Genomic DNA, 17,560 nt, shown 5'->3' with positions numbered 1-17,560 from the left:
GAGAGTCTTCGGGGCACCCTGTGTTCCGAAGCGCCGCTGGCTGCCCGTCAGTGACTACCGTTACCCGCCGACGCGACGTCGGCCAAGCCGATCGCCGGTACACCAACCGGCGATGCGACAGGAGGTCCCCCGCGTGCTCAGCGTCATCCGCTCGGCTCTCGCGACGCCAGACCTGCGCAAGAAGATCCTGTTCACCCTTTTCATCGTGGTGGTCTACCGGATCGGTGCCGTTACTCCAGCTCCCGGCGTTTCGTACGAGAACGTACAAGCATGTGGTGAGCAGCTCGGCGACTCTGGCGCGCAGGGGGTCTACAGCCTGCTGAATCTTTTCAGCGGGGGCGCGCTCCTCCAATTGTCGGTCTTCGCGACCGGCATCATGCCGTACATTACCGCGAGCATCATCATTCAGCTGCTCACCGTGGTGATTCCCCGGTTCGAGGAGCTGAAGAAGGAAGGGCAGTCAGGACAGGGCAAGCTCACTCAGTACACCCGGTACCTCACCATCGCGCTGGCGGTGCTTCAGGCAACTGGTGTGGTGGCGCTCGCCGCGCGTGGCGGCATGTTCCAGGGTTGTGACCGCGAGGTCATCCCGGACGACAGCATCGTAGGGACCGCCCTGATCGTGCTGACGATGGCCGCGGGCACCGCCGTCATGATGTGGATGGGTGAGCTCATCACCGAGCGCGGCATCGGCAACGGCATGTCGATGCTGATCTTCCTGAACATCGCGGCGCGTATCCCGATCGAGGGCAAACAGATCCTCGACCAGCGTGGTGGCGCGGTGTTCACCGTGGTCTGCGTGTTCGCCATCGCGATCATCGCCAGCGTTGTGTTCGTCGAGCAGGGCCAGCGCCGTATCCCGGTGCAGTACGCCAAGCGCATGGTTGGCCGCAGGATGTACGGCGGGACGTCGACCTACTTGCCGATCAAGGTCAACCAGGCCGGTGTCATCCCGGTCATCTTCGCCTCGTCGCTGCTCTACCTGCCTGACCTCGTCGGCAGGCTCGTCGGTGACCCGACCGATGCCAGCTCCTGGTTCCAGCAGTTCCTGCAAACCCACGTGGTGAACCAGTCGAGTCCGATCCACATCGCGGGTTACTTCCTGCTGATCATCTTCTTCACGTACTTCTACATCTCGATCACGTTCAACGTCGACGAGCGTGCCGAGGACATGAAGAAGTACGGCGGATTCATCCCCGGTATCCGTCCGGGGCGGCCTACCGCCGAGTATCTGCACTACGTGCTCGGCAGGATCACCCTGCCCGGCTCGTTCTACCTCGGCACGGTCGCTGTGCTTCCGAACTTCTTCCTCTCCGTGACCCAGGAGGGCGCTAACCAGAACTTCCCGTTCGGTGGAACCGCCGTCCTGATCATGGTGGGTGTCGGTCTGGACACTATGAAGCAGATCGAAAGCCAGCTCATGCAGCGCAACTATGAAGGGTTCCTCCGATGACACGTGTTGTTCTTGTTGGCCCACCGGGCGCGGGCAAGGGCACCCAGGCGGGTGTACTCGCTGGCAAGCTCGGCGTGCCGCACATCTCGACGGGGGATCTTTTCCGGGGCCACATCTCGCGGCAGACGCCGCTTGGTGCTGAGGTGCAGAGTTACCTTGACTCCGGCAAGCTCGTGCCGGACTCGGTCACCAACGAGATGGTTCGGGAGCGGCTCTCCGAGGAGGACGCGGCGAACGGCTTTCTCCTTGACGGCTTCCCGCGTAACACCGCGCAGGCGGACGTGCTCGGCGAGATCCTCGCCGAGCAGGGCCACGAGATCGACGCCGTCATCGAGCTCAGGGTCGATGAGGACGAGTTGGTCCGTAGGCTGCTCGACCGAGGCAGGGCGGACGACACCGAGGACGTCATCCGGCACCGGCAGGCCGTCTATCGGGAGGAGACGGCGCCGCTGCTCGACTACTACGCCGACCGGCTCATCCCGGTCGACGGCGTGGGCGAGGTCGATGAGGTCTCCGCGCGCGCATTGGATGCGCTGAACGCCCGGTGACAGGGCGACTGTCGACGCTGATGCGGTCGTTTCGGGTGACGTCGTCGATCGAGCTCAAGTCGGCGGGCGAATTGGAGGCGATGCGCGCCGCTGGGATCGTGGTGGCGAACACCCTCGCCGCCGTCACCGAGGCCGCCAAGCCGGGTGTCAGCACTGGTGAGTTGGACGCACTCGCCGAGGCCACGATCCGCGACGCTGGTGCCGTTCCATCCTTCAAGGGCTATCACGGCTTTCCGGCTTCGGTGTGCGCATCGGTGAACGAGCAGGTCGTGCACGGTATCCCGTCGACGAAGCAGGTGCTCTCCGATGGCGACCTGCTATCGGTTGACTGCGGCGCGATTCTGGAGGGCTGGCATGGCGACTCCGCCGTGACCATCGCTGTCGGCGACGTCGCCGAGGCCGACCGCAAGCTGTCCGAGGCCACGCGCGAAGCCATGAAGGCTGGGATCGACGCCGTCCGGCCAGGTGGCAGGCTTACCGATATCTCGCACGCCGTTGAGACCGCCGCCGACGCGGCGTCCGTGCGCGACGGTGTCGAGTACGGCCTGATTACCACCTACGGTGGCCACGGCATCGGCACGTCGATGCATATGGATCCGTTCCTGCCGAACGCCGGGAAACCGGGCAAAGGCCCACGACTGCGTCCCGGCATGGCGCTGGCCATCGAGCCGATGTTGACCGGTGGCACTGACGACACCATCGAGCTGGACGACGGCTGGACCGTCGTCACCGCTGACGGCTCCCGCGCGGCGCACTGGGAGCACACCGTCGCGATCACCGATGACGGCGTCTGGATCCTGACCGCCCCCGAGTAGGCGCCCGCCCGGATGCCGCCCGACTCGCGCCTGGCGTCCGTCGTCGCCCAGCCACGCCGTCCGGCCCGCTACCACCACCTGGTCTCGCTGTCGTCCCTCAGTTCCGAAGTTGATCTGAAGACGCTGCGGTTGTCATAGCGACCACAACGCCTTCAGATCAGCATGGCGTTGACGAATGGTGGCTTGCTTGCGCCTGTTGTGCCGGTTTTGTCTGGTACGGCGAGCGGACTGCTGCGTGGGGCCGGGCACAGCAAACGCGACCGCGCTGTGGGCGAGTGGCAGCATGCGGCCCGGCCAACCGGCCCACTCCGCCGCAAACGATTCCCGACTTTCGGTGCTACAGCGTCGAACTCCCACACGCTTAGCGTGCACTCGAAACCGTCAAGAACTCCCAACCCTGCGAGGCGGTTTCGGAGGGAGAGGTCATGAAACGACCACTGGTCAGGTCCCTGCTGGTAGGTGCCACGATGCTCGGTGGCTCCGTCGCGGTCGCGGTGACACCCGCCGCTGCCGAGGCCGCGCCAGCCGCCCAGTCTGACGCCATCGTGTCGCAGTCGGCCGCGACAACGAAGGGCGAGCAGAACCGCATCGAGTCCTACTGGACCGACGACCGGATGGAAGACGCCGTACCAGCCGAAACCCGGTTCGGTAAGCGGCCGAAGGACCACCAGGGCCCTGACGACTGCCGTGGCAACGGTAGGTGGGCCTGCGAGGACGAGCAGGACTCCACCGCCACCCAGGAGGAGCCGCAGCCGGAGCTGGGCAAGGTGTTCTTCACCCTGAGCGGCACCGACTACGTCTGTTCCGGCACGGCCACCAGCAGTAGCAACGGTGACGTGGTAACCACTGCCGGTCACTGCCTGAACGAGGGTCCGGGCGACTTCGCGACCAACTTCGCGTTCGTGCCCGCCTACGAGAACGGCGCGGAGCCGTACGGTAAGTGGACGGCGGAGCAGCTGTTCACCACGGAGCAGTGGGCCAACTCCGGTGACTTCGAGTACGACGCCGGGTTCGCGGTGATGAACGAGAACGCCAGCGGTCAGAGCCTGACCGACGTCGTCGGCTCTTACCCGATTGCGTTCAACCTGAGCCGGGGTCTCGACTACAAGTCGTACGGCTACCCGGCGGCGTCGCCGTTCGACGGCGAGACGCTGTGGTCCTGCACCGGCACAGCCACGGATGACCCGAACGGCTCGAGCACTCAGGGTATCCCGTGCGAGATGACCGGTGGCTCGTCTGGCGGCGGCTGGATTACCGGCGGTCAGCTCAACTCGGTGAACAGCTACAAGTACCGAGGTGACTCGTCCACCATGTATGGGCCGTATTTCGGCAGCACGGTCCAGTCGGTGTACCAGACGGCGTCGACCGCCTAGGTCGCATCGCGATCGGCCGAGGCCGATCCGGCACAGCTCCCCTGAACTCCGCCCGCGGTGACCGGCCGTGGGCGGAGTTCGCTGTGAGCTGACGCATCAGAGTGAACCCCAGTTTCTTTGCCGAGGTCGGGGCCATTACACTTAAGGACTGGTGTGCGTATCACGCCCGTCTCCGCTGCGCTGAAATAGCCCACGAGGTGCGGCGTGACTCGTCTGCCAGTGGCGGCTTGTGCCTGCTCGTCAGCAGGTCAGCCATCACACCAGCAACCAGTGCTTGTGTAACACAGCAGGCACTCAGTGCTCAACCAATCACGAAACGCGGAGGACATGGCTAAGAAGGACGGGGCCATCGAGGTCGAAGGCCGCGTGATCGAGCCGCTCCCCAACGCGATGTTTCGCGTCGAGTTGGAGAACGGTCACAAGGTCCTTGCACATATCAGCGGCAAGATGCGGCAGCACTACATCCGAATCCTGCCTGAGGACAGGGTCGTGGTGGAGCTCTCGCCTTACGACCTCTCCCGAGGCCGCATCGTCTACCGCTACAAGTGATCACGGTGAGCCCGAGGTGGTGACCGCCACCGAGGACCCACAACACCGCACGAGCAGGAGAACGAAGACGTGAAGGTGCAACCGAGCGTCAAGAAGATCTGCGACAAGTGCAGGGTGATCCGCCGCCACGGCCGGATCATGGTGATCTGCGACAACCTGCGGCACAAGCAGCGGCAGGGTTGATCACCGCCTGACAGTCGGTTGATCGGAGACGACAACTACACCCTCTCCCCGCACCTGCCTCGGTCGCTCGACCGAGGTTCACCCCCGGACTTCAGGCCGGGGCCGGGACACCACGGGCGAAAGCCTGTGGCCGACGGCGAGTCGGTCCCGGAATGGACGGGGAGCACACCTGAAGACACGACAGAATCGAAGGAGCAGACGCGCCAATGGCACGACTCGCAGGCGTCGACCTCCCCCGCGAAAAGCGGCTGGAGATCGCGCTGACCTATATCTACGGCATCGGCCGTACTCGCTCGCGAGACGTCGTCGCGGCGTTGGAGATGAACCCGGACATCCGGGTTCGCGACCTCAACGACGACGACATCGCGAAGCTGAGTCACTACATCGAGGAGAACTTCACGGTCGAGGGTGACCTCCGCCGCGAGGTGAACGCCGACATCCGTCGCAAGATCGAGATCGGATGTTATGAGGGGCTGCGCTGGCGGCGCGGGCTTCCGGTGCGCGGACAGCGCACGAAGACCAACGCGCGCACGCGCAAGGGCCCGAAGAAGACCGTCGCAGGCAAGAAGAAGGCACGGTAACCGTGGGCGTTCAAGGCAGGAAGGTCGTGCGCATGGCTCGCAGCCAGCGGCGCGGCACGTGTGTATCGGCTCGGGCGCTCTACGCGCGCCCCATGGCGTTGCGTCAGCTCTACACCGACGCGGGCACCGTGATCCGCAAGAGCCAGCAGGAAGCCGCCGCGGCAGCAGACCAAAAGAACTCGCGCTGAAACAGGAGTAACCTCAACGATGCCACCCAAGGCACGCGCCGGGGCCAAGAAGGTCAGGCGCAAGGAGAAGAAGAATGTCGCGCATGGTCATGCGCACATCAAGAGCACCTTCAACAACACCATCGTCTCCATCACCGACCCGAACGGCGCGGTGATCTCGTGGGCCTCGTCCGGTCACGTCGGCTTCAAGGGCTCCCGTAAGTCCACGCCGTACGCCGCGCAGATGGCCGCTGAGAACGCCGCTCGCAAGGCGGCGGAGCACGGTATGCGCAAGGTGGACGTGTTCGTCAAGGGCCCTGGCTCCGGCAGGGAAACGGCGATCCGTTCGCTGCAGGCGGCTGGCCTCGAGGTCGGCACGATCCAGGACGTGACCCCGCAGCCGCACAACGGCTGCCGCCCGCCCAAGCGGCGCAGGGTCTGACGAGCGGGAACGGAGGAACAAGAGCATGGCACGTTACACCGGACCCGCGACTCGCAAGTCGCGTCGGCTGAAGGTCGACCTGATCGGCGGCGACAAGGCCTTCGAGCGTCGTCCCTACCCGCCGGGCCAGCACGGCCGTGGCCGGATCAAGGAGAGCGAGTACCTGCTCCAGCTGCAGGAGAAGCAGAAGGCGCGCTACACCTATGGTGTGCTGGAGCGCCAGTTCCGCCGCTACTACGAGGAAGCCGTGAAGCGGCAGGGCAAGACGGGTGAGAACCTGCTGCAGATCCTCGAGTCGCGGCTGGACAACGTCGTGTACCGCGCTGGCATCGCCCGCACACGCAGGCAGGCGCGGCAGCTGGTTAGCCATGGCCACTTCCTTGTCAACGGCAAGAAGGTCAACATCCCCAGCTACCGGGTTAGCAAGTTCGACATCATCGACATCAAGCCGAAGTCGATGAACATGCTGCCGTTTGTCGCGGCGAAGGAGTCCTTCGGTGACCGGCCGATCCCTGGCTGGCTCCAGGTCGTCCCGTCGTCGCTGCGGGTGCTGGTGCACCAGCTCCCCGAGCGCGCGCAGATCGACGTCCCTGTCCAGGAACAGCTGATCGTCGAGCTCTACTCCAAGTAGCACGCGGGGGGCGAGCCCCCCGCGATCCCCCCAACGGCTGGGCGCGTTTGGTGGGAGGGCGACTGTTCGCCCACCGACCGCCTGGCCCGGTGGGTGCAGTACCCGCCTTTGGCGGGTGAAGACCCCGAGGCGGAGCCTCGGGGTACAAAGAAACCCGGCGTCAAATAGCGGGCGTCGGCAGGAAAGGAAGATTGACAGTGCTGATTTCGCAGCGACCGAGCCTCTCGGAGGAGGCGGTCACCGAGACGCGCTCCCGGTTCATGCTGGAACCGCTCGAGCCCGGCTTCGGCTACACCCTCGGCAACTCGATCCGCAGGACGCTGCTGTCGTCCATCCCTGGTGCCGCGGTGACCAGCATCCGCATCGACGGCGTGCTGCACGAGTTCACCACGGTGCCCGGGGTCAAGGAGGACGTCACCGACATCATCCTGAACATCAAGGAGCTGGTGATCTCCTCCGAGGAGGACGAGCCGGTGACGATGTACCTGCGTAAGCAGGGCCCTGGTGAGGTGACCGCAGCCGACATCGTGCCGCCCGCTGGCGTCACGGTGCACAACCCGGACCTGCACATCGCCTCGCTCAACGGCAAGGGCAAGCTCGAGGTCGAGCTGGTTGTCGAGCGTGGTCGTGGCTACGTGCCCGCGGCGCAGAACAAAGAGTCCGGTGCCGAGATCGGTCGCATTCCGGTCGACTCGATCTACTCGCCGGTGTTGAAGGTGACCTACAAGGTCGAGGCGACCCGTGTCGAGCAGCGCACCGACTTCGACAAGCTCATCATCGACGTCGAGACCAAGCCGTCGATCACGCCGAGGGATGCCGTCGCGTCCGCCGGCAAGACGTTGGTCGAGCTGTTCGGGCTCGCTCGCGAGCTCAACATCGACGCCGAGGGCATCGAGATCGGGCCGTCGCCGCAGGAAGCCGACACCATCGCCGCCTACGCGATGCCGATCGAGGACCTCGACCTCACGGTGCGGTCCTACAACTGCCTCAAGCGCGAGGGCATCCACACCGTCGGTGAGCTGGTGTCCCGCAGCGAGGCGGACCTGCTCGACATCCGGAACTTCGGCGCCAAGTCGATCGACGAGGTCAAGATGAAGCTCGTCGGCCTCGGCCTCACCCTCAAGGACAGCCCGCCCGGGTTCGACCCGACCGCTGCCGCCGCCAGCTACGAGGGCGAAGGCTGGTCGGCGGGCCCCACGGTCAGCGGGTTGTCGGACAACGGCAGTGACCTCGGCGACGACGGTCAGGATTACGCAGAGACGGAGCAGCTGTAATGCCCACGCCAACCAAGGGCCCACGCCTCGGCGGTTCGCCGTCGCACGAACGGTTGATGCTGGCCAACCTGGCCACCTCGCTCTTCGAGCACGGCAAGATCACCACGACCGAGGCCAAGGCGAAGCGGGTGCGTCCGCTGGCCGAGAAGCTGATCACCAAGGCCAAGCGTGGTGATCTGCACAATCGGCGGCAGATCCAGCGGGTCATTCGCAACAAGGACGTCGTGCATCGGCTGATGGCCGAGATCGGCCCGTTCTACTCCGACCGCAACGGTGGCTACGTGCGCATCACCAAGACGCTGCCGCGTAAGGGTGACAACGCGCCGATGGCCGTCATCGAGTTGGTGTCGGAGAAGACGGTTACCGCCGAGGCCGAGGCCGCGCGGAAGACGAAGTTCGCCAAGGACCAGGCTGCCGCGCCAGCCGGCGCTGGAGGCACGAGCGCCGAGGCGCCGAAGTCGGTCGAGACGCAGGAGGCCGAGGCCCCCGCCAGCGCCGAGGCCACCGAGGCCACCGAGTCGACTGAGAGCACCGAGGCGCCGTTCGGCGAGGGCAGCCACGCCCCGCTGGAGGACGGTTCGCAGCCGGAGGGCTTCCCGATCAAGGGCAACGCCAGCTCGAAGCTGTACCACGTGCCAGGCAGCTCGCACTACGAGCGCACTACGGCCGAGGTCTGGTTCGCCAGTGAGGAGGCCGCGGAGGCCGCTGGCTTCCAGCTGCCGCCCTCGCAGCGCGAAACGAAGGACGAGGAGTCGTCGGAGGACGAGTCCTGAGGCCTGAGCAGCCACTGAACGAGCCCGCCACTCCCGCTGGGGAGGGCGGGCTCGTTCGTCTGCGCGTTGATGTCTCCTACGACGGCACTGACTTCTCCGGCTGGGCCAAGCAGCCCGACCGCAGGACCGTCCAGGGTGTGCTGGAGGACGCGTTCGCGCGGCAGCCACCTGGCGTCGAGGTCCCGGGCTCGATCGTCGTGGCTGGCCGCACCGATGCCGGGGTACACGCGACGGGCCAAGTCGTTCACGTCGACGTCGTCCCGTACGCCAAAGGAGCGGTGACCCGGCTTCCGGTGGACGCCCACGGCATTCCCGACCTGGACCGGATGCGGCATCGCTGGAATCGCTACCTGCCACCCGACGTCCGGGTGCTGCGGGCCCGCGTCGCGCCCGCGGGCTTCGACGCGCGGTTCTCCGCCGTGCGCAGGCACTACGTGTACCAGGTGTCCGACGCGCCGTGGGGCGTCGATCCGCTGCGCCGCAACGACACGCTCGCCTGGGGACGCACCATCGACGTTGATCGGATGAACGCCGCGTCCGAGTCGCTGCTGGGGCTCAACGACTTCAAGGCGTACTGCAAGCAGCGCGAGGGCGCGACGACAATCCGCGAGCTGCAACGCTTGGAGTGGGAGCGCGTCGAGCGGCACCTCGTGCGGGCCTACGTGTCCGCTGACGCTTTCTGCCACTCCATGGTACGCAGCCTCGTGGGCGAGATCCTGCACGTCGGTGACGGCCGCAGGAGCCAGCAGTGGCCAGTTGAGCTGCTGCTGGGCGGCGTCCGGGGTAGCGCCGTCGCCCCGGCGCACGGCCTGAGCCTCGTCGGCGTCGACTATCCGCCGGATGACGAGCTGGCCGATCGTGCGGAACGGACACGCAAGGTCCGCGATCACACGGAGCTGGGTTAGTCGCCTCGGCGCACTGGGCCTAGGATTTGTTGTTCCTTCGTCGTGGTGACCAGCCGGATCGGCTGCCACAGATTCCGCCCCAGCGCGATGACCTGGTCATCCTGCAATGTCGTGAGCTGGTGCGTCATCTGCTGTGGCAGGTTCCAGATTCTGCCCGCGAGCTCCGCTTGCCCTGCTGGCAGCCGCTGCATCAGCACCAGGTCAGCGGCGTTCGCGACGGTGGACGCCTGCGGATGCAAGTACGGCAGTAGATACACGGTGGTGTGCCATGGTGCCCGGGGCGGGAACAGGTCCTGCGGCGTCGGTCCGCCGTCGTGCATCACGACCAGCGGCGCGTTCTCCGAGGCGCGCGGCAGCTCCACCGGAGACAACCTGCGGATCTGCACATGTGGGGAGGGTCTGCCGTCTGGTCCCATCCCGGCGGAACGCTGTATCGGGTGCCACGCCTGCTCACGCCCGGTCGCGATCACGATCCACGCTCCGACGGCCATGGCGCGCAGCGCGAACTGCCGCGCCAGGTACAACCCACCAGCCAGCACGATCCTGGTTGGTTCTGCACGCAGCGCGGAGACGGTGAGCGGCTCGCCATTGCTGCTCGAACCGAGCAAGATTCCGCCCCGGTCGCCTGATGGGCTGATCGCGTCCAAGAGGCTCGGGTCGACGGTGAACTCGGGGGCGACGCCCATCTGACCCGTCGTGTCGCGCACTCGTGAGCTCATGCGGTCTCCTCGTGCCCACTGACTCGGACCTGCGAGCAGTCCCCGTGCCCGCTGACTCGGACCTGCGAGCAGTCCTCGTGCCTCATGTTGTTCCTCCCAGCGGCAACGTCGCGGACAACCCATCCACCTGGAGCCCACGCAACGGCGTCAACGCGATGCCAGCCCGTTCCGCGATCGTGTCGAGCCGCTTGTCCGCGGCGTCCAGTTCCTGCTCGTTGCGGGCGCTGACCCGCACAACACCACGGAGCCCGACCTCGCCGTCATCCACGGCTGGGGTGATCGACATAGCGACCGTCGCCGACAGCGTGCGCACGCTGGTGAGCGCGTTCAGCGTCGTCGTGACTTTGCCCTTGGGCCATTTGGTGATGGCGTAGCTGGTGTGGTGAACGCCGGCGGCGGTCACGTAGTTTTTGTGTTCGGTCAGCTTGACGCCGTCGCCCGCCGCCACAGCCGCGTTCAGCTCACAGGCGCTCACGCCCGCGCGTAGGAGTTCGTCCGGGTCGAGCGGACGGGTACTGACCCCGCTCGACTCCATCGCGTTACGGACACGGGAGAGCGCACCGATAAGCGCCCGGTGCGCGCCGACAACGCCGCCACCGCGTTCCCGGACCGCGGCCGGACACCGCAGCGGGTCGAGTCGCACCGCGATCCACGTCGTCCTTCGTGCCGCCGCGGGCAGCGGGCCAAGCACCTCGAGATACGAGTTGAGCGCGGGCGAGTCCGAGGGCAATGCGGCGCTGCCGGGATAGGTATGCCAGATGACCTGGATGGAGTCGAGCACGACGCCCCTGTCCTCGAGGCACGGCGCCAGCGGCGACAGCGGTAGTGGTGACGCGTCGCTCGCGGCGGAGATCAGCGAGGGGCTCGGCTCCACCATGAGCACGGCCGTCCAACAGCCGTCGTCCCAGGCGAGTCCCACGGGCTGCCGGTCATGGTCCATGCTCTGCGCGACGACCAGCTTTGGGATCGCGGCGCGCAGCACGTTCACCTTGGGATCCTCGTCGCCGATGATGGCGTCCTCGTCCTTGAGGTCTTCGAGGCTGGCGCGGGCGACCGGCGGGCGCGGCTTGTCATGCGAGCGCATGAGGTAACGCAACTCAAGGACGGCCCACTGCGTGAACCACTGGCCTCTGAACCGCAGCAGCGCGATGAGCAGGACGACGGCGAGAATGCCAGCCGCGACACCGACCGCGACGGTGTCGCGCATGATCGCGATCAGGATGAGCCCGACGGCGAAGCCGACCTCGATGATGACGAGGTTAAGCATCGGTAGGCCGAGCAGGTTCATGCTGCCGCTGCGCCGTCGTGCTGCCGGTACCGGTCCCGATGTGGTCGTCGACTGGGACGGCTGATTCGGGCCGGGCTGGCCGGACGGCTGCCCACCGCCGGGGCCACCCGGACCACCCGGACCGCCGGGCCCGCCTGGACCACCAGGGCCGCCAGGACCAGGTCCGGAGGGACCACCGGGCCCGGGCGCGCCCGGCCCACCCTGTCGGCTGGGCGGCACGGCACCGGGGCGCTGTGGAGGTGCTTGTCGTCCCGGCGGCGCAGCCGGTCCACCAGGTGCGCCTGGACGCCCCGGGGCGCTGGGAGTGGCCGGACCGCCCGGCCTGCCGGGGCCGGGATGTGCCGGTGGGGCGGGAGCGCTGGGTCGGCCCGGCGCGGCCGGGCCAGCGGGGCGTGGCGTGCCACCTGGCGGCGTCCCCCGTACAGGTGGAGGTGCCTGTGGTCCGGACGGGTTTCCCCCTGGCTGTTGTGGTCGTTGACCACGCCCGCCCGGGCGTGGCGGAGTGCTTACGGACATCCGCTTGTGTCTCTTTCCCCTCGTACGTCCTGCACCGGCACGCTACCCGGTCCCGGGCACGTGAACACTATCGGGAATTGGTAGAAAGCCACCACCTGACGGTTCGACTGCGGCTATCCTGCGAACCGTACCGCGACTGGGAGGCGTGTGGGTCTGGAATGCCATCAAAGCCAACGAGGAAAACCGAGGTTCAGGCGTATCGGTTCGAGGTAAGGCGGATGAACTCCGCGCTGGTGCGCAAGGACGCGGTGATGCTCCATGACCCGCTGCGTACCCACACCAGGGCGACCGTCGTCGGTGTGATCCTCGCCGCCGTCGGCCTGCTCGGGTTCATGATCTTCGGGATCCTCAAACCGGCCGCGCAGCCACCATCGGATGGCATCGTGATCGGCAAAGAATCCGGTCAGATGTATGTGAAAGTGGCGGAGCCAGAGGAAATGCTCGTTCCGACGTTCAATTTGGCGTCGGCGCGGCTCATTCTGATGAGCAGGCAGTCCCAGGGCGGCGACCCGCCGGCTGATCCGGTCGAGCCGGTGCTGGTCTCCGACGACAATCTCAAGGACATCCCACGCGGCAGGCTGCAGGGCATCCCGGGCGGCCCGCCGTTGCTGCCGAACGCGGAACAGCGCATTTCGGACAACTGGGCGGTGTGTCACTACCTCCCGCTGGATGACAGTTTCAACGAAAGCGTGCGGTTGGAGAAGGCCAAGGAAACGCAGCAGACGGCGGTCCTCGCGGGGCTTCCGGGATCCCAACTCGGCACGCCGCTTGAGAAGAATGAGGCGATCTATGTCGAGCGCTTGAATGGCGAGCGTTATCTAATCTATCGACCCGAGGAGAATCCGAACCGCAAATCGGACATCGTGCTGGCCAAGGTCCCGAACGAGGATTCCGTGATCGAGGCGTTGAAACTGGATCGCCACACACCCCGGCCGATGTCACTCGGTCTGACGAATGCGATTCCCGAGGTCGACCCCCTTGAGCCGCCGGTTCCCGAGGGGTTGGACGAGCCGGTGTCGTTCGAGATCGACGGCAGGACGGCCGTCGTCGGCGATGTCTTCTCGGTTCAGCAGCCGGGTGGCACCGTCGACTACTACGTCGTGCTGCGAGACGGAAAGCAGCAGGTCACGCAGGCTGTCGCCACGATGCTTCGGCATGAGCACTCGACCGATACGACCATCCCGAAGGTTAGCCCCGACCGGCTCAACGAACTGCCGACGGTGTCGCGGGATGCCGAGCTGCCGGTGGACGACTACCCGGACCAGATCCCGACCGTGCTCGATCCGCTCCAGGGAAGCCCGGCCACCTGCCTCGGCTGGGCGCTCACCGGTTCGGGTGATGACCAGGACTCGCGCACGACGTTGTACGTCAACAACGAGATCCCGTTCCCCGAGGACGAGAACGGCAACCCGGAGCGGCTGCAGGTCGGGAAGGCGAACGAGGACGGCATCGCCGTCGACTACTTCTACATGCCGCCCGGCAGGGCAGCGGTCGTGAACTCGGCGACGAGCGAGGCGTCCTTTGAATCTGGACCAATCCAACTGGTGTCCGATCGTGGGCTCCGCTACGGCATCCCGGACACCGAGACGGCGGCGTACCTCGGCCTTACCGAGCGCAGGCCCGCACCGGAGAGCATCCTGCGGCTGCTGCCGACAGGGGAGTCGCTCAACGTCCAAGCCGCCGCACGGACCTTCGACTCGGTGGATCTCCCGGTGGACGCCGGTGACTACGACGGCCAGGACGTCGACGCGAAGGAGACGACGGGCTGACTCCCTAGTGCCCCGCACCCACGGGCTGCGTCCCGCGCCGCAGCCTTGCGGATCGTGCCTAGCTGCTGAACCGGGCCGTGGATGGCGTCGGCCGCAACCCGCCGCTTAGGCCGCGGCACGGTTCCTGCGCACGGTGTGCACCGCGAACATCGTGCAGCCAAGCGCGAGGAGCCCACCGCCGCTACCCGCGAGCGCGACGATCACCGGCATCGGGCTGGCGTTGTCCGGTGGCGGCATGCTTGATGGCAGCGCGACGTCCCTGGCGGGCTTCGCGCCAATCTCCTCCGGCAGCGTCATGGTCAGTGCCGCCATCGGGTTGATCACGCCGTGGCCGATGAACGGGTCGCGACCGTCGCCGGCGCCGGGATGCTGCGCCGTCGTCGTGATGCGATGCATGACCTCCCGGGCGGTGAGTTCCGGGTGCATCTGCCTGACCAGCACGGCGAGCCCGGCCACGTACGGCGCGGCGAAGCTGGTGCCCTGGATGCGCACTGCCTGCTTACCCTCGAACATCACGTTCACCAGCGCGCTTGACCCCTTCGCTGGGTCGAGCGAAATGATGTCGGTCCCCGGCGCTGCGACGCTTACCCAAGGCCCGTGCATGCTGAAGTCGGCGACACTGCCGGTCGCGTCGATCGCCCCCACGGCGAGCAGGTCCTCGGAGAACCATGGCGGCGTGACGATGGTACGTGGCTCGTTCGGGTCGGTGACCCGCGGATCTCCCTGGATCGGCACGCCGTTCTGTTGGCACGCGCCACCCGTGTTGCCCGCGGCGGCCACGACGACGACGTCTCGCTCGGTCGCGTAGTGCACCGCGGCGCGCAGCATGCGCTCTTCGTCGCTGACCGGTTTCGTGCTGCCGGTGTTGGGGCGACATGCGTCCACCGACATGTTGATGACGTCGACGTTGTGTTTGTTCACCGCCCGCACGATCGCCTGCGCGAGCGTCTTTTGGTTACCAGCGCCGCTCGAGCTGCCCTGGGTGCGCTGCCCGGAGTCCTGGCTCGCCCCGGTGTCACCGCCGTCGTTGTTCTGCCGCTCCTTCTCCAACTCGCGCTGTAGTTCGTCGATCTTCTGCTGGTTCTCCCGCTGGCGCTTGCGCGCCTCTGCCTGCCGCCGCGCGGCCTCGCGCTTGGCGCGGGCGGCCTCCTTCTCCCGTTTGATCTCTTCCTCGGTTTTCTCGGAGAAGTTCTGGCTCGACTGCCGGATTGAGATGATCTGGACGTCTGGCGCGACGCCGATGAAGCCAATGTCGGGATTCTTTGGGTTGGCGCCGATGATGCCCGCGACCTGTGTGCCATGGCCGTCGCAGTCCAGCAGACCGTTCTTGCCCTTGTCGCCGGACTGGACGTAGTCGCCACCCGCGGTCACCCGGTTTTGTAGATACGGGTGCTTGGTGACGCCGGTGTCGATCACGGCGACCTTGAGCGGCTTGCCGGTGCGCTCGTTGACGCCGATCTTGCCGTGCTCGCTGTGTGCGCGGACGTAGTCGTGCACCTCATCGAGCCGCAGGTGCGCCTGGCCCCACGGGATGTCCTGGATCTGGTTGCTGGACACCGTCGTGTGTCCCTCGACGCCGGATTGGACGCACTTCACGCGCTGTTTGTACTGCTTGTCTGGCTTACCCGGATCCGATGGCGGCGAGCCCGGTTCGCCAGCGGGCGCCCATGGCGGGCGCGCGCCGTCCTGCGCGACGGCCACGGCGGGGTTGAGCCCGGGCGCGATGGTCGTGAACAGGGCGACCGCGACAAGGGCACCCACCCGCGTAACGCCCCTCGGCACGCGCCGTGGCTCCCTCCGCGACACTTCTCGCGTTGCCCGAGCAGTCCCCACTCGACATCCCCTCAGCGACGATCCGTGAACAGCCCGACCCTACCGGCCGGCGTGGGTGGGCTAACCCAGAATGCTCGACCCGACGGATCGTAGTTCCGAGTACAGCCCGAGCACCCCAAGCGCGAGCGGCAGTACGACGGCGATGCAGATAGCCTCGATGATCTCCACCGTGCGTCGCAGCGGCGGCGAGAACCGCTGGTGCGGGAAGATGACGCCGACAACGAGCGCGCCAGCCGCCATCAAAATCAGGATGGCGAAGATCCAGATCAGCCTGGTCGACCAGTTCGCGGTCATCGTCCAGCCGATCATGATGCCCGCGCTGGCGAGCACGCCCATGGTCAGCAGCGCGATGGCCTGGCTGCCGTTGGCGTAGGTGCGGGCGCGCAGCAGCAGCGCGAGCGTGGCCGCGACGGCGAGCGCGATGCCGTACCAGGTCGCCGACGACGATGCGATGACCGCCGAGATCGCCACGATGGCGCCACAGCCGACCAGCAGGCCCGTCATGTACTGGTGCGCGATCGTGGTGCGACGTTCGATGACACCGAAGTCGGGGAACGCGCTGTCTTCCTTGAGCTCCTCCGCGCTGCTCGGCACCACCGGCGACGGCAGTTTCGCGAGCAGGATCGTCGCACGCGGCAACGCGGAGATCAGGCCGAGCGAGACGGCGGCCGCCGCCGAGGCGAATCCCGCTGGCGGCTGATCGATGAACAGCGCGAACAGGAATGTGATCGCGCTAAGCGTGCCCGCCGTCGCCGACGCGATGAACGTCGAGATGCCATGTCCGATCAGCATGATCGACGCGGCGGCGACGATCACCACCCACACGCTTCCGAGTAGTAGGTTCGCTGTGATGGACACGCCGGGGACGGTGTAGAACCCGCTGACGAACGCCAGCGGTAGCCCGCCCGCGGCCGCGACGACGACCCCGGTTTCCTGCTCGTTGTACACCTGGGCGAGTACCGAGCCGAGCGCGACGGTGCCGATCGCCCCGATGCCGCCGACGATGGCCGCGGTGAGTCCGCTGCCACCCCAGAGGGTGCCGCCCATGAAGAGTGCCAGTGCCGCGACGGCGAGCGCCAGCCCGCCCGCGATGTGTCCTGCTCGCTTGGCCGTCTCCGGCGTCCACGGGCGGAAGTTGTCCGGTTTCGATTCCGCGATGGCGTCGACGACGTCGTCGAACAGTGGTGGCGGCGGGTTCTCATTGCGTTTGCGCAGCTGGAGCAACTCGCCATCCACGACGCCGAGCGACGCGAGCGTGCGGCTCGGGTCGAGTGGAGCGCCACCGAGCTTGGCGAGCACCCACCCGCCGTGTGACGATCCGCCATCCGCGCTGCGCTCGTTAGCCATCTCGACCACGAGCGGCAGGATGTCCGCCACCGCGACGTCGGCAGGCAGCGCGACGTCGATTCTCGTGCGTGGCGCGACAACCGTCACTCGGCTGAAAACCGTGGTGCTCGTAGCCACCTGAACTGCCCCCTACCTAGAAAGACTGCCAGGGCGTTTATATCGAACATCCTGGCCGCCTACATCGCATACCCGCGAATTCCCAGCTGGACGTGCGTCGTCAGCGCTCTCGTCCCGGACGTCGTGGACGGTGTTAGTCGCCAGGAGGCCAGAGCAGCGCCGCCATCCGCGTCCCTCACACGAGCGAGACCGCCATCCGTCGCTTGCTCGGAGGATTTCCACGTCCGACACCCATGACGGCCGCCGGTTCGATACCGTGTCCGCTGATCGGAGTCGC

Annotated in this window: 18 protein-coding genes; 14 read left to right on the top strand and 4 right to left on the bottom strand. The window is 66.7% G+C overall.

The annotated features are described in order from the left end of the window. Positions 1-133: 133 nt before the first annotated feature. From secY to ACFQGD_RS29835, 13 genes are all read left to right on the top strand, one after another. Entirely contained in the window at positions 134-1,453 is a 1,320-nt protein-coding gene (gene secY, locus ACFQGD_RS29895; protein ID WP_345402290.1) for a preprotein translocase subunit SecY, read from the top strand. Further along, the gene (locus ACFQGD_RS29890; protein ID WP_345402239.1) at positions 1,450-2,001 is read left to right on the top strand and encodes an adenylate kinase; all 552 of its coding nucleotides are present in this window, start codon (positions 1,450-1,452) and stop codon (positions 1,999-2,001) included. The genes secY and ACFQGD_RS29890 overlap by 4 nt, the downstream gene beginning before the upstream one ends. 20 nt (positions 2,002-2,021) lie before the next feature. Continuing rightward, the gene (gene map, locus ACFQGD_RS29885) at positions 2,022-2,816 is read left to right on the top strand and encodes a type I methionyl aminopeptidase (RefSeq protein WP_345402242.1); all 795 of its coding nucleotides are present in this window, start codon (positions 2,022-2,024) and stop codon (positions 2,814-2,816) included. A 425-nt stretch (positions 2,817-3,241) separates the two neighbouring features. After that, positions 3,242-4,189, top strand: a complete 948-nt coding sequence (locus tag ACFQGD_RS29880) for a trypsin-like serine peptidase (protein ID WP_345402245.1) — start codon at positions 3,242-3,244, stop codon at positions 4,187-4,189. Positions 4,190-4,516: 327 nt separating this feature from the next. Further along, a complete protein-coding gene (gene infA, locus ACFQGD_RS29875; protein WP_005443304.1) occupies positions 4,517-4,738 on the top strand; it encodes a translation initiation factor IF-1 in 222 nt (73 codons plus the stop codon). A gap of 69 nt (positions 4,739-4,807) precedes the next feature. Further along, the gene (gene rpmJ / locus ACFQGD_RS29870; RefSeq protein WP_034275301.1) at positions 4,808-4,921 is read left to right on the top strand and encodes a 50S ribosomal protein L36; all 114 of its coding nucleotides are present in this window, start codon (positions 4,808-4,810) and stop codon (positions 4,919-4,921) included. Positions 4,922-5,127: 206 nt separating this feature from the next. Next, positions 5,128-5,502 carry a 30S ribosomal protein S13 gene (gene rpsM / locus ACFQGD_RS29865; protein WP_345402249.1) on the top strand — a complete coding sequence of 125 codons (375 nt, stop codon included), beginning with the start codon at positions 5,128-5,130 and terminating at the stop codon, positions 5,500-5,502. 2 nt (positions 5,503-5,504) lie between these two features. Next, the gene (locus tag ACFQGD_RS29860; RefSeq protein ID WP_345402252.1) at positions 5,505-5,690 is read left to right on the top strand and encodes a hypothetical protein; all 186 of its coding nucleotides are present in this window, start codon (positions 5,505-5,507) and stop codon (positions 5,688-5,690) included. A 19-nt stretch (positions 5,691-5,709) separates the two neighbouring features. After that, positions 5,710-6,111: a 30S ribosomal protein S11 gene (gene rpsK / locus ACFQGD_RS29855; RefSeq protein WP_345402255.1), complete on the top strand. Its 402-nt coding sequence runs from the start codon at positions 5,710-5,712 to the stop codon at positions 6,109-6,111. A 25-nt stretch (positions 6,112-6,136) separates the two neighbouring features. After that, positions 6,137-6,742: a 30S ribosomal protein S4 gene (gene rpsD, locus ACFQGD_RS29850; protein WP_345402258.1), complete on the top strand. Its 606-nt coding sequence runs from the start codon at positions 6,137-6,139 to the stop codon at positions 6,740-6,742. Positions 6,743-6,939: 197 nt separating this feature from the next. Further along, positions 6,940-8,016 carry a DNA-directed RNA polymerase subunit alpha gene (locus ACFQGD_RS29845; RefSeq protein ID WP_345402293.1) on the top strand — a complete coding sequence of 359 codons (1,077 nt, stop codon included), beginning with the start codon at positions 6,940-6,942 and terminating at the stop codon, positions 8,014-8,016. Then, positions 8,016-8,789: a 50S ribosomal protein L17, sunset domain variant gene (gene rplQ / locus ACFQGD_RS29840; RefSeq protein WP_446685149.1), complete on the top strand. Its 774-nt coding sequence runs from the start codon at positions 8,016-8,018 to the stop codon at positions 8,787-8,789. The genes ACFQGD_RS29845 and rplQ overlap by 1 nt, the downstream gene beginning before the upstream one ends. A 14-nt stretch (positions 8,790-8,803) precedes the next feature. Beyond that, positions 8,804-9,694, top strand: a complete 891-nt coding sequence (locus tag ACFQGD_RS29835) for a tRNA pseudouridine synthase A (RefSeq protein WP_345402296.1) — start codon at positions 8,804-8,806, stop codon at positions 9,692-9,694. Here the strand turns inward: ACFQGD_RS29835 and ACFQGD_RS29830 are convergent. After that, a complete protein-coding gene (locus tag ACFQGD_RS29830) occupies positions 9,691-10,413 on the bottom strand; it encodes a hypothetical protein (RefSeq protein WP_345402261.1) in 723 nt (240 codons plus the stop codon). The genes ACFQGD_RS29835 and ACFQGD_RS29830 overlap by 4 nt on opposite strands. Positions 10,414-10,495: 82 nt before the next feature. Continuing rightward, the gene (eccE, locus tag ACFQGD_RS29825; RefSeq protein ID WP_345402299.1) at positions 10,496-11,680 is read right to left on the bottom strand and encodes a type VII secretion protein EccE; all 1,185 of its coding nucleotides are present in this window, start codon (positions 11,678-11,680) and stop codon (positions 10,496-10,498) included. Positions 11,681-12,375: 695 nt separating this feature from the next. Here eccE and eccB point away from each other — a divergent pair. Then, on the top strand, positions 12,376-13,986 hold the full coding sequence (gene eccB, locus ACFQGD_RS29820; protein WP_345402264.1) for a type VII secretion protein EccB: 1,611 nt from the start codon (positions 12,376-12,378) through the stop codon (positions 13,984-13,986). A 105-nt stretch (positions 13,987-14,091) separates the two neighbouring features. Here eccB and ACFQGD_RS29815 read toward each other — a convergent pair whose 3' ends face one another. Together ACFQGD_RS29815 and eccD are read right to left on the bottom strand one after the other, a co-directional pair. Continuing rightward, on the bottom strand, positions 14,092-15,768 hold the full coding sequence (locus ACFQGD_RS29815) for a S8 family serine peptidase (protein WP_345402267.1): 1,677 nt from the start codon (positions 15,766-15,768) through the stop codon (positions 14,092-14,094). Between the two features lie 111 nt (positions 15,769-15,879). Next, positions 15,880-17,283, bottom strand: coding sequence for a type VII secretion integral membrane protein EccD (gene eccD / locus ACFQGD_RS29810; RefSeq protein ID WP_345402270.1), 1,404 nt, complete (start codon positions 17,281-17,283; stop codon positions 15,880-15,882). Between the last annotated feature and the right edge of the window lie 277 nt (positions 17,284-17,560).

The sequence above is a fragment of the Haloechinothrix salitolerans genome (genome assembly GCF_042662605.1).
GTDB classification, from domain to species: domain Bacteria; phylum Actinomycetota; class Actinomycetes; order Mycobacteriales; family Pseudonocardiaceae; genus Haloechinothrix_A; species Haloechinothrix_A salitolerans.
The sequence above is the reverse complement of the archived record's forward strand: the minus strand, read 5'-3'. Positions and strand labels throughout refer to the sequence as shown.

Excerpts from the sequence above, each read along its gene's own strand:
- ACFQGD_RS29890 (WP_345402239.1), top strand. The coding sequence starts at position 1,450 with ATGACACGTGTTGTTCTTGTTGGCCCACCGGGCGCGGGCAAGGGCACC.
- ACFQGD_RS29830 (WP_345402261.1), bottom strand. The coding sequence starts at position 10,413 with ATGAGCTCACGAGTGCGCGACACGACGGGTCAGATGGGCGTCGCCCCC.
- rpsM (WP_345402249.1), top strand. The coding sequence starts at position 5,128 with ATGGCACGACTCGCAGGCGTCGACCTCCCCCGCGAAAAGCGGCTGGAG.
- rpsD (WP_345402258.1), top strand. The coding sequence starts at position 6,137 with ATGGCACGTTACACCGGACCCGCGACTCGCAAGTCGCGTCGGCTGAAG.
- ACFQGD_RS29880 (WP_345402245.1), top strand. The coding sequence starts at position 3,242 with ATGAAACGACCACTGGTCAGGTCCCTGCTGGTAGGTGCCACGATGCTC.
- eccE (WP_345402299.1), bottom strand. The coding sequence starts at position 11,680 with ATGCTTAACCTCGTCATCATCGAGGTCGGCTTCGCCGTCGGGCTCATC.
- rpsK (WP_345402255.1), top strand. The coding sequence starts at position 5,710 with ATGCCACCCAAGGCACGCGCCGGGGCCAAGAAGGTCAGGCGCAAGGAG.
- infA (WP_005443304.1), top strand. The coding sequence starts at position 4,517 with ATGGCTAAGAAGGACGGGGCCATCGAGGTCGAAGGCCGCGTGATCGAG.
- map (WP_345402242.1), top strand. The coding sequence starts at position 2,022 with ATGCGGTCGTTTCGGGTGACGTCGTCGATCGAGCTCAAGTCGGCGGGC.
- eccB (WP_345402264.1), top strand. The coding sequence starts at position 12,376 with ATGCCATCAAAGCCAACGAGGAAAACCGAGGTTCAGGCGTATCGGTTC.
- rplQ (WP_446685149.1), top strand. The coding sequence starts at position 8,016 with ATGCCCACGCCAACCAAGGGCCCACGCCTCGGCGGTTCGCCGTCGCAC.